Raw genomic sequence first — 13178 nt, 5'->3', positions numbered from 1 at the left:
GTCACGCGGTTCGCCGCCCGCCAGTGCCAGTGCCTCGGGCCCACACGGAGGAAGACCAGTGCTGAAGAAGATCGCGACCGCCGCCAGCGCGGTCCTGTTGGCCGCGTTGACCGCCTGCGGTTCCGGTGGTTCCGGGGCCGCGGGGTCGTCGGGCGCCGACGACGGCAAGATCACGATGGGTTTCGCACAGGTGGGCGCGGAGAGCGGGTGGCGCACCGCCAACACCAAGTCCGTGCAGGAGGAGGCCACCGCGGCCGGGGTCGACCTGAAGTTCTCCGACGCGCAGCAGAAGCAGGAGAACCAGATCAAGGCGATCCGGTCCTACATCCAGCAGAAGGTGGACGTCATCGCCTTCAGCCCGGTGGTGGAGACCGGCTGGGACACCGTCCTGCTGGAGGCCAAGCGGGCGAACATCCCGGTCATCCTGACCGACCGGGCGATCGACTCGGACGACACCTCGCTCTACAAGACCTTCCTCGGCTCGGACTTCGTCGAGGAGGGCAAGAAGGCCGGCGAGTGGCTGAAGGAGAACGCCGCGGGCGCGAAGAACGTCGTGGAGCTCCAGGGCACGACGGGCGCGGCGCCGGCCATCGACCGCAAGCAGGGCTTCGAAGAGGCCATCGCGGGCACGGACCTGAAGATCGTGGCCACGCAGACCGGTGACTTCACCCGCTCCGGCGGCAAGCAGGTCATGGAGGCGTTCCTGAAGTCGGTGCCGCAGATCGACGTGGTCTACGCGCACAACGACGACATGGGCCTGGGCGCGATCGAGGCGATCAAGGCCGCGGGCAAGGTGCCGGGCAAGGACATCAAGATCATCACCGTGGACGCGGTGAAGGACGGCATGACCGCGCTGGCCGCCGGTGAGATCAACTTCATCGTCGAGTGCAACCCGCTGCTGGGCAAGCAGCTGATGGAGCTGGCGAAGAAGGTCGTCGCGGGCGAGGAGGTGCCGCCTCGCGTGGTGACCGAGGAGACCACCTTCACCACCGAGCAGGCGAAGACGGCGCTCCCCGAGCGCAAGTACTGATCCGCGGGCGACGAGCCGCGGGTACCGATCACAGACCGCGGTCCCCCGCCACCCCCGGGTGTGGTGGCGGGGGACCGCACCCAGCGTGTGAGGGGAGTTGTCCGGTGACCGAGCCGGTCGTCGACATGCGGGGCATCTCGGTGGAGTTCCCCGGTGTGAAGGCACTGCAAGAGGTGGACTTCCGGCTGTTCCCCGGCGAGGTCCACGCCCTGATGGGCGAGAACGGGGCGGGCAAGTCCACGCTCATCAAGGCGCTGACGGGCGTGCACCCGCTCGCCGCGGGCGAGGTCCGCTACGCGGGGGAACCGGTGTCGTTCGGCGGTCCCGCGCAGGCGCAGGCGGCCGGGATCAGCACGGTCTACCAAGAGGTGAACCTGTGCCCGAACCTGACCGTGGCGGAGAACATCCTGCTCGGGCGCGAGCCCCGGAAGTTCGGCCGGATCGACGGCAGGGCCATGCGCCGGCGGGCGGCTGAGCTGCTCGCGCGCATCGGACTGCGCATCGACCCCGGTTCGGTGCTGGAGAGCCACCCGATCGCCGTGCAGCAGCTCGTGGCCATCACGCGCGCGGTGGCCGTGGACGCCCGGGTCCTGGTGCTGGACGAGCCGACGTCCAGCCTGGACGCCGACGAGGTGGCGGAGCTGTTCCGGATCATCCGGGTGCTGCGCGACGAGGGTGTCGCGGTGCTGTTCGTGACGCACTTCCTGGATCAGGTGTACGAGATCTCCGACCGGATGACGGTGCTGCGCAACGGCCGGCTGGTCGGCGAGCACATGACGGCCTCGTTCAGCCGGATCGACCTGGTGTCGGCGATGCTGGGCCGTGAGATGGGCGTGCTGGAGGAGATCGAGCACCGGTCCGGCAACACGCCCGGCGAGCCGCTGCTGAAGGCCGAGGGCCTGGGGCGCAAGGGGTCGGTCGCGCCGTTCGACCTGGAGGTGCGGGCGGGCGAGGTGGTCGGCCTGGCGGGGCTGCTCGGCTCGGGCCGCACGGAGGTGGCGCGGCTGCTGTTCGGCGCGGACAAGGCCGACTCGGGCCGGGTGCTGGTGGACGGGAAGCCGCTGCGGCTGACCGGGCCGCGCGCGGCGATCGGGGCGGGCATCGCGTTCTCCTCGGAGGACCGCAAGGCCGAGGGCGTGGTGGCGGACCTGACGATCCGGGACAACCTGGTGCTGGCGCTCCAGGCGGCCCGCGGCTGGGCCCGGCCGGTGCCGCGCAAGCAGGCCGACGAACTGGTGGCGAAGTACGTGGAGGTGCTGGACATCCGTCCGGCGAACGCGGACGCGGTCGTGGGCACGCTGTCCGGCGGCAACCAGCAGAAGGTGCTGCTGGCCCGGTGGCTGGTGACCGAGCCCCGGCTGCTGATCCTGGACGAACCGACCCGCGGCATCGACGTGGGCGCGAAGGCTCAAATCCAGAAGGTGGTGGCGGACCTCGCGGCCGGCGGCATGGCGGTCGTGTTCATCTCCGCCGAGTTGGAGGAGGTGGTCCGCATCTCGGACCGGGTGGTCGTGATGCGCGACCGGAAGATGGTGGCCGAACTGGGCGGCGACGCGGGGGTGGACGACGTGATGGAGCTGATCGCGGGCCACGTCGACGGGTCCGCCGGCGCCGAGGTCGTCGTGACGCCGATCGACAAGGCGGTGGCCTCGTGAAGAACCGACTGCTCTGGCCGGTGCTGGCGCTGGTGGCGCTGCTGCTGCTGAACGTGGTGGTGACGCCGTCGTTCTTCGCGCTGCGCGTCCAGGACGGCGCGCTGTTCGGCAGCCTGGTGGACATCCTGCGCAACGGCGCGCCGACGCTGCTGATCGCGCTGGGCATGACGCTGGTGATCGCGACCCGCGGCATCGACCTGTCGGTGGGCGCGGTGGCGGCGATCGCGGGCGCGGTGACGTGCACGCACATCGCGTCCGGCGGCAACGTGTGGGTCGGCATGGGGCTGGCGCTGGTGCTGTGCGGGGTGCTGGGCCTGTGGAACGGGTTCCTGGTGTCGGTGCTGGGCATCCAGCCGATCATCGCGACGCTGGTGCTGATGACGGCGGGTCGCGGTATCGCGATGCTGGTCACCGAGGGCCAGATCATCACCGTGAACAGCGACACCTACCGGCAGGTGGGCGCGGGGTTCCTGGTGCTGCCGATCGCGATCCTGATCAGCCTCGCGGCGCTGGGCCTGACCGCGCTGGCGACCCGCAAGACGGCGCTGGGGATGCTGATCGAGTCGGTCGGCGTGAACCCGGAGGCCAGCAGGTTGGCGGGTGTCCGGGCGCGCACGATCATCTGGACGGTGTACGTGTTCGCGGCGCTGTGCGCGGGCGTCGCCGGGTTGATGATCAGCTCGAACGTGAGCGCGGCGGACGCCAACAACGCCGGTCTGTGGATCGAGATGGACGCGATCCTGGCCGTCGTCATCGGCGGCACGTCGCTGGCCGGCGGCCGGTTCTCGCTGACCGGCACGCTGCTGGGCGCGCTGATCATCCAGACGTTGACCACCACCGTGTACACGATGAACATCGCGCCGGAGATCACGCTGGTGTTCAAGGCGGTCGTGGTGATCGCGGTGTGCCTGCTCCAGGCACCGATCCGGGTTCAGGCGAGGCGAGGGGTGGCTCTGCGATGACGGCGACGACCGCACCGCCGCAGGCGGGTGGACCGACCACCGGTGCGAAGCGCAAGCCCGGGAAGGTGCCCTCGCGGTTCCTGCCGGTGATCGCCACGTTCGTGGTGTTCGTGGCGACGTTCGGCGTCGGCTCGGTGCGCTACGAGGGGTTCGCGTCGGGGCAGGTGGTGGCGAACCTGTTCATCGACAACGCGTTCCTGATCGTGCTCGCGGTGGGCATGACGTTCGTGATCCTGACCGGCGGCATCGACCTGTCGGTGGGTTCGGTGGTGGCGCTGTCCACGATGATCGCGGCGGCGATGCTGCGCTCGGGCTGGCCGGCGTGGCTGACCGCGCTGACCGTGCTGGCGGTGGGGTCGCTGCTGGGCCTGGCGATGGGGTGGGTGATCCACCGGTTCGGCGTGCAGCCGTTCATCGTGACGCTGGCGGGCATGTTCCTGGCGCGCGGCCTGTGCTTCGTGATCAGCGTGGAGTCGGTGTCGATCAAGGACGCGACGTTCCGCGACCTGGCGACCGGGACGATCGAGCTGCCCGGCGGCGTGACCATCACCTACCCGGTGGTCATCTCGCTGCTGGTGGTGCTGGCCGCGGTGTACGTGCTGCACCTGACGCGGTTCGGCCGCACGGTGTACGCGGTGGGCGGCAGCGAGTCGTCGGCGCGGCTGATGGGCCTGGCCACGACGCGGGTGAAGATCGGCGTGTACGTGGTCAGCGGGTTCTGCTCGGCGCTGGCCGGGTTGCTGTTCAGCCTCTACATGCTCTCCGGCTACGGCCTGCACGCGGTGGGCATGGAGCTGGACGCCATCGCGGCGGTCGTGGTGGGCGGCAGCCTGCTGTCGGGCGGTGTCGGGTTCGTGGTCGGCTCGGTGGTGGGCGTGCTGGTGCTGGGCACGATCCAGACGTTGATCTCGTTCGAGGGCACGCTGTCCTCGTGGTGGACGAAGATCGTGATCGGCGCGCTGCTGCTGGCCTTCATCGCGCTCCAGCGGGTGATCGTGCGCCGCACCTAGCGGCCGGTCCCCCGCCGGGAAGGACGACGGCGCCGCACCCTCGCGGAAGGGGTGCGGCGCCGTTGCCGTGCCGGGGTCACGGCAGGGACAGCAGGAGCGGCAGGGCGTTGACCGCGCCGTGGACGACGAGCAGCGGCCACATCACCCGGTACCGGCTCCACAGGTAGCCGAGGAACAGCCCCGTCACGCCCTGGTTGACGAAGGCGGAGGCCAGGTCGCGGGCGAGGTCGCCGGTGCCCTGGATGCCGATGTGCCAGGCCGCCCAGACCAGGGACGCGAGCACGACGGCGGGCCAGGGGCCGAGCAGGTGCTCCCAGCGGGTTTGCAGCCAGCGCCGGTAGAAGACCTCTTCGAGCAGGGCGTTGACGACGAAGACCACGACGATCACCGCGACCAGTTCGACCGCGTCCCGGGTGAACGGCTCCCGCGCCGGCACGGCGAGCGGCGTGGCGTGGCCCAGCACGAGCCACGCCGCCACCGGCGCCGCCGGGGCGAGTCGGCGCCACCCCTCCCCCGCGGCGGTCGGGACCGGCAGCGGCCTCCCCCGGCGCGACACCCGGAACAGCACCAGCGGCACCACCACCAGCAGGGTCGTCTTCAGCAGCGTGTGCGCCGGTTCCCCGGCGGTGACCAGCCGCAGCGACACGGCGAAGGCGAGCGCCGCCGCCAGGAGCGCGACCGCCTCCACGCGGAGCGTGCGGTCCGTCGACGCCACCCCCGTCGACGACACCGCCGGCGGCACGCCCCGCGCCGGCGCATCCCGCAGCGGGCCGGCCGGGGGCACCAGCCGCACGAGGGCGATGCCGACCAGCGCCGGCACCCACCGGTGCCACATCGGCACGGTGTCGTGGTGGTCGGCGGAGTACCTGATCCCGGCGTGGCCCGTGACCAGCAGCCAGGTCGCCGAGGCGACGATCACCGCCACCCCGGCGAGCAGCACGCCCGATCTTTTATCCAGCACACTTGTACGATAACCAAGACCATACGGTTGTGCTATAAAAATCGGGTGCCGAAGCTCGTGGACCACGACCAGCGCCGCGCGGAACTCGCCCGCGTGGTGTGGGCGGTCATCGGCCGGCACGGGATCGAGGGCGCCACCGTCCGGCGGGTCGCCGAGGAGGCCGGCGTGTCGGTCGGCGGGCTGCGCCACTACTTCGACAACCAGCAGGGCCTGCTGCTGTTCGCCGCGCGGGAGGTCGCGTCGAGCGCCGGCGCCCGGCTGGCCGAGCACCTGCGCGCGGACGCGCCCGACGTGGAGCGGGCCCGCCTGCTGCTGGAGGAGCTGCTGCCCCTGGACGCGGATCGCCGGGTCGAGGTCGACGTGTGGTTGGCGTGCCTGACCCGGGCGCGGGTCGACGACTCGCTGGACGAGCTGCGCCGCGCCGCCTGGGCCGGTGAGCGCCACGTCTGCCGCCTCGCGGTCGCCTGGTGCCGGGGCGCGACACCCCCGGCGGCGGTGGGCGAGCCCCTCGCGGACACCGCGTTGGAGCAGCGGGCCGCACGCCTGCACGTCTTCCTCGACGGCCTGACGCTGCAGGCCGCCACCTTCCCGCGCGAGCTCCCGCCCGCCGAGGTCGGCGACCTGCTCCGGGCCGAACTGGCCACGATCGCCTCCGGGCCGCCCCGGTCCGGGTGACCCCACCCGTGCGGGTCAGGGCCCCGCGTCGCCCCAGCCGGTGAGCAGGGCGGCGGCCTCGCGGGTGCGCGGGTGGTCCTCGCCCTGCACCCGCGTCATCTCGACCAGCACGGCGCGCAGCTCGGCGACCGCCTCCCCCCGCAGCCCGGCGCGGTGCAGCAGGTCCGCCCGCTGCTGCCGGATGCGCAGCACGCGGGGGTGGTCCGGGCCGAACACCTCCTCGACGACGCGGCGCAGGCCGGCCAGCTCACCGGCCGCACCCGGGTCGCCGCCCACCCCGCGCCAGAAGGCCGTGTTGGCCCGGTAGGTGAGGGTGGTCGGGTGCTGCTCGCCCAGGGCGCGCTCGGCGTCGGCCGCGCCGGCGTCGAACTCGCTGATGGCGGTGCCCAGGTCGCCCGCGAGGGCGCGCCAGTAGGCGAGGTTGTGGCGGGCGATGAACGTGTCGTGCGCCCCGCGGCCCGCGACGGCGTCGAGCCCGTCGACGGCTTCCCGGTAGATCTCCACCGCGGCCGGGGCGTCGCCGGTCTCGCCGACCCACCGGCCGAGGCCGACCAGGGCGCGCAGCGTCTGCCGGTGCCGGGCGCCCAGTCCGGTCCGCAGCACGGCCACCAGCGCGGTCGCCGCCTCCCGGGCCCCGTCGAGGTCGCCGGCCAGGCCCAGGCACAGCGCCCGGTTGTCCTCGGACTCGACGACGAGCGGGTGCGCGGCGGGCAGCCCGCCCTCGGCGAGCAGGGCGTCGAACTCGGCCAGCGCGGCCCTGCTCCGGCCGGTCTCCATGAGGAACCGGGCGCGGTGCGAGCGGGCCCACAGGGTGTCGAGGTGGGTGGGGCCGAGTTCGCGTTCGGCCAGCGCGCGCACCTCGGCCAGCCCGGCGAGCGCGGTGGCGGTGTCGCCGAGGTCGCCGGTGCACCTGGCCACCTCGGTGCGCAGGACGACGACGTCGCGCGGTTCGGCGGCGCGGGTCAGCAGCTCGGCGGCCACGTCGCGGGCGGCGGCGGGCCGTCCGGTGCTCGCGAGGTAGCGGGCGAGGCGGAGCAGCACGGGGTGCATGCCGCCGTCCCACAGGTGCTCCCCCGCGACGGCGCGCAGCACCTCGGCGTTGCGGTGCAGGGCCGCCGCGGTGTCCGGGTCGGGGTCGGACCACTCGCGCTCCAGCGCGTCGGCCGCCGCGGTGGCGACCGCCGCCAGGTCCGGCACGAGGTCGCGCGCGGCCCGCTGCACGAGCGCGTGCGCCTCCACCCGGCCGACGTGGGTGACGAGGTTGAGCCGGTGCAGGGCGCGCAGCGCCAGCAGGTTGCGCCCGCCGTCGAGCAGCACGGCCTCGGGGATGCCGTCGGGCGAGAGGACGGCGACGAGCCCGAGCACGTCGAGCGCGTTGGCCGCCAGGGTGGACGCCCGTTCCACGGCCAGCCGCACGGTGCCCGCGACGGTGCCGTCGTGCTCGTCGGCGGGCGATGAGGGCGGGAACAGGTCGGCCACCCGCTGCCGCCGGTCGGCGAGCAGGTCCAGGTAGGCGCGCACGCCCGTGCCCGTGTCGATGAGGAACGCGGCGGCCTGGGACAGGGCCAGCGGGAAGCGGCCGAGGGCGTCGGCGAGGGCGGCCAGGTCGCCGGGGCGGTGGCGCGGGTCGACCGACAGCCGCGCGGACAGGTAGGCGGCGGCCTCGTCGGGGTCGAACATGCCCACCGGCACGACCCGCACGTCCGGCCGCAGCAGCGCGGCGTCGCGCCGCCGGGTGGTGACGACGCTGCGCCCGGCGTCGCCCGCGGGCCACAGCCCGGCCAGTTCGGCGAGGTCGTCCACGTCGTCGAGCACGACGAGCCACGACGTGCCGGTGGTGCGCGCCCAGTCCAGGAACAGGTCGGCCTGCGCCTCGTCGTCGGCACCCGCCTCGGCGCCGATCAGGGCGCGCCACGCGCGGGCGTACCCGGTGAGCACGGACTGCCTGGTCCGCGCGCCCACCCAGACCAGCACGTCGGCGTGCGCCCGGTGGAACGCGGCGGTGGCCAGCTGCGACTTGCCGACGCCGCCGGGGCCGGTCAGCAGCACCTGCCGGACGTCCTCGGCGCGCAGCGCGTCGTCGACGGCCCGCGCCAGCGCCGACCGGTCGCGCAGCGCCGCCGCGTCGGTGGGCGGACGGCCGACCACGACCCTGGTGGCGCGGCCGGTGACGCGGTCGTCCTGCCCGCTGACCGCCGGTCCCCGGTCGCGCGGTCCTCGCCCCGGCGGCACCTGATCCGGCGGTCCTTGTTCCGGCGGTCCTTGTTCCGGCGGCGCTTGATCCCCCGGCACCTGCCCGCGCGGCCGGCGCTCCTGCCGGGCGGCGCGCCACAGCTCGCGCAGCGCCTCCACCCCGGTCACCCCGCCGGTCGCCATCGCGACGGCGAGCACGGCGTCGAAGTCGCGCGGCACGGCCTGGCCGCCGACCCACTCCCCCAGCCGCCGGGCGTTGACCGGCACCCGCCGCCCCGAGGGCAGCAGGACCGCGCTCGCGCGTCGCGCCACCGCCTCGTCGGACCGGTCGGGCACGCGGTCGCGCAGCGTCGCCAGCGCCCGCGCGAACACCGTCTTCGGGTCGCTCACCCGCCACCTCCCCAAGGTGATCGAGTCTAGATCCCCGGTGCGGCCCGGAACGGGGTTCGAGGCGGCGGTGCGGCGGTCCGGCGGGGACCGCCCCGTCATGTTTCTGATGTGTTGACTTTCACACAGCCCGTCTGTAACTCTTCGAACGCACTACGCAAAAAATCGACAACTAGACGGAACTTCGTGACAAGTCCCGGTCTTGCCTGCTCGGAACTTCCCCTGCACAGCCCGACGAGAAGGGCCAGCACGACGATGTCATCGACGACACGTGCTCGTTCACGCCTAGCCGCCTCCCTGCTCGCACTGTCCCTCACCGCGTTGACCCTGGTCTCCCCCGCCGCCCAGGGCGCGCCCGCCGCCGCGCTGGTGGACGACGACAACGCGAACACCTACTGGCAGACCGACTCCCTGCCGCGGTCCGTCGGCCTCGACCTCGGCGCGCCCACCCGGATCGACCGCGTGACGCTGTCCCTGCCCGGGCACTGGGGCGAGCGGGACCAGACCTTCAGCATCCGGACCAGCCTCGACGGCAAGGCCCTGTCCACCCTGGTGCCGTCCGGGACGCACACCTTCACGCCTGACGAGGGCAACGAGGTCTCGTTCGACGTCGACCCGACGCTGGTCCGCTTCGTGCAGGTCGAGGTGACCGCGAACAGCGCGGACGAGGGCGCGCAGCTGGCCGAGGTCGACGTCCGCCGGGTCGACGCGCAGGCCCGGCTGGCCGCGACCTTCACCGCGAGCAGCCAGGCCGACGTCTATCAGGCGCCCAACGCCGGCGACGGGAACCAGGCCACCTACTGGGAGAGCGCGAACAACGCCTTCCCGCAGTGGCTGCGCGCGGACCTCGGCGCGGCGGTGAAGGTCGACCGGGTGGTGCTCAAGACCCCGCTCGGCGGCTGGGGCGCGCGCACGCAGACGCTCGCCGTGCAGACCAGCGCCGACGGCACGGCGTTCAGCGACCTCGTGCGCTCGGCGCAGTACACCTTCCAGCCTGCCGCGGACAACACCGTGACGATCGACTTCACCGCGACCACCACGCGGTACCTGCGGCTGCTGATCACCGGCAACACCGGCTGGCCCGCCGGGCAGGTCGCCGAGTTCGAGCTGCACGGCCCGACCGGCGGCGACACCCAGGCCCCCACCGCGCCGACGGGCCTCGCGTACACGACGCCGCAGTCCGGCCAGGTCAGGCTCACCTGGAACGCGGCCACCGACAACGTCGGCGTCACCGGCTACGACGTGTACGCGAACGGGCAGCTGCGCACCGCCGTCGCGGGCACCGTCCTCGCCCACACCGACACCCAGCCCGACGGCGTCGCCGTCACCTACCACGTCGTGGCCAGGGACGCGGCGGGCAACCAGTCGCCGCAGAGCGCGAGCGTCACCCGCCCCGGCAACCCCGGCCCGCCCGGCACGAACCTCGCCAAGGGCAGGCCCACCACGGCGAGCTCGCACGCGTTCACCTTCGTCGCGGCCAACGCCGTGGACGACGACGTGAACACCTACTGGGAGGCCGCGGCCCACCCGGGCACGCTCACCACGCAGCTCGGCTCCAACGCCGACGTCGGCTCGGTCACGCTCAAGCTGAACCCGTCCTCGGCGTGGGGCGCCCGCACGCAGAACGTGCAGGTGCTGGGCCGCGAGCAGAGCGCGACCGGCTTCACGAGCCTGGTGGCGGCGCGCGACTACCGGTTCGACCCGGCGTCGGGCAACCAGGTCACCATCCCGCTGACCGCCCGCGTCGCGGACGTGCAGCTGCGCATCACCTCCAACACGGGCGCGCCCGGCGGCCAGGTCGCCGAGTTCCAGGTGTTCGGCACGGCCGCGCCCAACCCGGACCTGACCGTGAGCGGCACGTCGTTCACCCCGGCGAGCCCGGTGGAGACGAGCGCGATCACGCTGTCCGCGACCGTGCGGAACGCGGGCACGGCGGCGTCCGCGGCCACCGACGTCACGTTCTTCCTCGGCGCCGACGCGGTCGGCACCGCCCAGGTGGGCGCGCTCGCGGCGGGCGCGTCGGCCGCGGTCTCGGCGAACGTCGGCCCGCGCGGCTCCGGCTCCTACCAGTACACGGCGAAGGTCGACGAGACGAAGAAGGTCGTCGAGCAGGACGAGGCGAACAACGCCCGCCTGCACCCGTCGGCCCTGGTCGTCACGCCGGTGCCCAGCTCGGACCTGGTCGCGTCGGTCGGCTGGTCGCCCACCAACCCGGCCAACGGCCAGGCCACGGCGTTCACCGCGGTCCTGCGCAACGACGGCGGCATCGCCACGGCGGGCGGCGCGCACGGCGTCACGCTGACCGTGCTCAACGCCTCCGGCGGCACCGCGCAGACCCTGACCGGCGGCTACACCGGCGTGCTCCAGCCGGGCCAGTCCGCGCAGGTCGCCCTGGGCTCGTGGACCGCCGCGAACGGCAACTACACCGTCCGCACCCAGGTCGCGGTGGACGCCAACGAGATCGCGGCCCGGCAGGGCAACAACCGCACCGAGCAGCCGCTGTTCGTCGGCCGGGGCGCGAACGTGCCGTGGCAGCACGTCGAGGCCGAGGACGGCACCGCGGCGGGCGGCGCGACCAGGATCGGCCCGAACCGGATCATCGGCGACCTCGCCGGCGAGGCGTCCGGCCGCCGCGCGGTCACGCTCACCGCGACCGGCCAGTCCGTCGAGTTCACCACCACCGCGCCGACCAACACCCTGGTCACCCGGTTCTCCATCCCGGACGCGCCCGGTGGCGGCGGCATCGCCTCGACGATCAACGTCTACGTCAACGGCACCTTCCACAAGGCGCTCGACCTGCACTCGCGCCACACCTGGCTGTACGGCAACGAGGCGAGCCCGGGCAACTCGCCGGGCGCGGGCGGTCCGCGGCACATCTACGACGAGGCGAGCACGGTGCTCGACGGGACGTTCCCGGCGGGCACGAGGATCAAGCTCCAGAAGGACGCGGCGAACGGCACGAACTACGCCATCGACTTCGTGAACTTCGAGAACGCGGTGGCCAGGGGGAACCCGGACCCGGCGCGGTTCATCACGCCGACCGGCTTCGGCCACCAGGACGTGCAGAACGCGCTCGACCGGTTCCGCACGGACACCAGCGGCACCCTCCTCGGCGTGTACCTGCCGGCGGGCACGTACACCACGTCGCAGAAGTTCCAGGTGTACGGCAAGCCGGTCCAGGTGGTCGGCGCGGGCCCGTGGTTCACCAGGTTCGTCGTGCCGACGACGCAGGAGAACACCGACGCGGGCTTCCGCGCCGAGTCCTCCGTCAACGGCTCGGTGTTCCGCGACTTCGCGTTCTTCGGCAACTACACGTCCCGCATCGACGGCCCCGGCAAGGTGTTCGACTTCGCGAACGTCTCCCGGATCACCATCGACAACATCTGGGCCGAGCACGTGGTGTGCCTCTACTGGGGAGCGAACACCGACTTCATGACCATCAAGAACTCCCGCATCCGCAACACGTTCGCCGACGGCGTGAACATGACCAACGGCAGCACGGACAACCTCGTGCAGAACATCGAGGCGCGCTCGACCGGTGACGACAGCTTCGCGCTGTTCTCGGCGATCGACGCGGGCGGCGCGGACGAGAAGAACAACGTGTACGAGAACCTCAGCTCGCTCACCACGTGGCGCGCGGCGGGCCTGGCCGTCTACGGCGGCTTCCTCAACACGTTCCGCAACATCTACGTCGCCGACACGCTGACCTACTCGGGTGTCACGATCAGCTCGCTGGACTTCGGCTACCCCATGAACGGCTTCGGCCCCGAGCCGACGACGTTCAGCGGGATCACCCTGGTCCGCACGGGCGGTCACTTCTGGGGCGCGCAGACGTTCCCGGGCATCTGGATGTTCTCGGCCTCCAAGCCGTTCCGGGGCATCCGGGTCAACGACGTCGACATCATCGACCCGACGTACTCGGGCATCATGTTCCAGACCAAGTACACCGGGACGACGCCGGAGAACCCGATCCAGGACACCGTGCTGACCAACGTCTCGATCTCCGGGGCGCGGCTGAGCGGTGACGAGTTCCAGGCGAAGTCCGGCATGGGCCTGTGGGCGAACGAGATGCCGGAGCAGAACCAGGGTCCGGCTGTCGGCTCGGTGACCTTCAACAACCTCAGGTTCAGCGACAACGCGGAGAACATCCGCAACCGCACGAGCACGTTCACGATCACCGTCAACCCGTAGGCGGTGGTGCGGCGACCCCGTCCCCGGTGGCGATCGAGCCCTGGGGGCGGGGTCGCGTCACGCGTGCGGTCCCACCCGGGCCGGGGCGGGGCCAGCGAGCCAATCGTCTTGGAG

The 13178-nt window shown here is 72.7% G+C and carries 8 protein-coding genes; 6 read left to right on the top strand and 2 right to left on the bottom strand.

All coding sequences use genetic code 11. The features are described from left to right. Window positions 1-58 precede the first annotated feature (58 nt). From ACRAKJ_RS11080 to yjfF, 4 genes are all read left to right on the top strand, one after another. Complete coding sequence (locus ACRAKJ_RS11080; protein ID WP_438920717.1) at window positions 59-1030, top strand: ABC transporter substrate-binding protein; 972 nt, start codon at window positions 59-61, stop codon at window positions 1028-1030. Window positions 1031-1155: 125 nt separating this feature from the next. Further along, the gene (locus ACRAKJ_RS11075) at window positions 1156-2685 is read left to right on the top strand and encodes an ATP-binding cassette domain-containing protein (protein ID WP_438920778.1); all 1530 of its coding nucleotides are present in this window, start codon (window positions 1156-1158) and stop codon (window positions 2683-2685) included. Continuing rightward, window positions 2682-3647 carry an ABC transporter permease subunit gene (locus ACRAKJ_RS11070; protein WP_438920718.1) on the top strand — a complete coding sequence of 322 codons (966 nt, stop codon included), beginning with the start codon at window positions 2682-2684 and terminating at the stop codon, window positions 3645-3647. The genes ACRAKJ_RS11075 and ACRAKJ_RS11070 overlap by 4 nt, the downstream gene beginning before the upstream one ends. Continuing rightward, window positions 3644-4657, top strand: a complete 1014-nt coding sequence (gene yjfF / locus ACRAKJ_RS11065; protein ID WP_438920719.1) for a galactofuranose ABC transporter, permease protein YjfF — start codon at window positions 3644-3646, stop codon at window positions 4655-4657. Before ACRAKJ_RS11070 ends, yjfF begins: the two co-directional genes overlap by 4 nt. 76 nt (window positions 4658-4733) lie before the next feature. Here the strand turns inward: yjfF and ACRAKJ_RS11060 are convergent, their stop codons facing one another. Then, a complete protein-coding gene (locus ACRAKJ_RS11060) occupies window positions 4734-5618 on the bottom strand; it encodes a CPBP family glutamic-type intramembrane protease (protein ID WP_438920720.1) in 885 nt (294 codons plus the stop codon). Window positions 5619-5663: 45 nt separating this feature from the next. Here ACRAKJ_RS11060 and ACRAKJ_RS11055 point away from each other — a divergent pair, with 45 nt between their 5' ends. After that, entirely contained in the window at window positions 5664-6293 is a 630-nt protein-coding gene (locus ACRAKJ_RS11055) for a TetR family transcriptional regulator C-terminal domain-containing protein (RefSeq protein ID WP_438920721.1), read from the top strand. Between the two features lie 15 nt (window positions 6294-6308). On the opposite strand, the gene ACRAKJ_RS11050 is transcribed toward ACRAKJ_RS11055, so the two are convergent. Next, window positions 6309-8876: a tetratricopeptide repeat protein gene (locus ACRAKJ_RS11050; protein ID WP_438920722.1), complete on the bottom strand. Its 2568-nt coding sequence runs from the start codon at window positions 8874-8876 to the stop codon at window positions 6309-6311. 252 nt (window positions 8877-9128) lie between these two features. On the opposite strand from ACRAKJ_RS11050, the gene ACRAKJ_RS11045 reads away from it, so the two are divergent. Beyond that, on the top strand, window positions 9129-13064 hold the full coding sequence (locus ACRAKJ_RS11045; RefSeq protein ID WP_438920723.1) for a discoidin domain-containing protein: 3936 nt from the start codon (window positions 9129-9131) through the stop codon (window positions 13062-13064). The last annotated feature ends 114 nt before the right edge of the window (window positions 13065-13178 follow it).

This window comes from Saccharothrix sp. DSM 118769 (assembly GCF_052936295.1).
The sequence above is the reverse complement of the archived record's forward strand: the minus strand, read 5'-3'. Positions and strand labels throughout refer to the sequence as shown.

Bases quoted from the DNA above. Each gene is read 5' to 3' on its own strand.
- ACRAKJ_RS11075 (WP_438920778.1), top strand. From the start codon at position 1,156: ATGCGGGGCATCTCGGTGGAGTTCCCCGGTGTGAAGGCACTGCAAGAG.
- yjfF (WP_438920719.1), top strand. From the start codon at position 3,644: ATGACGGCGACGACCGCACCGCCGCAGGCGGGTGGACCGACCACCGGT.
- ACRAKJ_RS11045 (WP_438920723.1), top strand. From the start codon at position 9,129: ATGTCATCGACGACACGTGCTCGTTCACGCCTAGCCGCCTCCCTGCTC.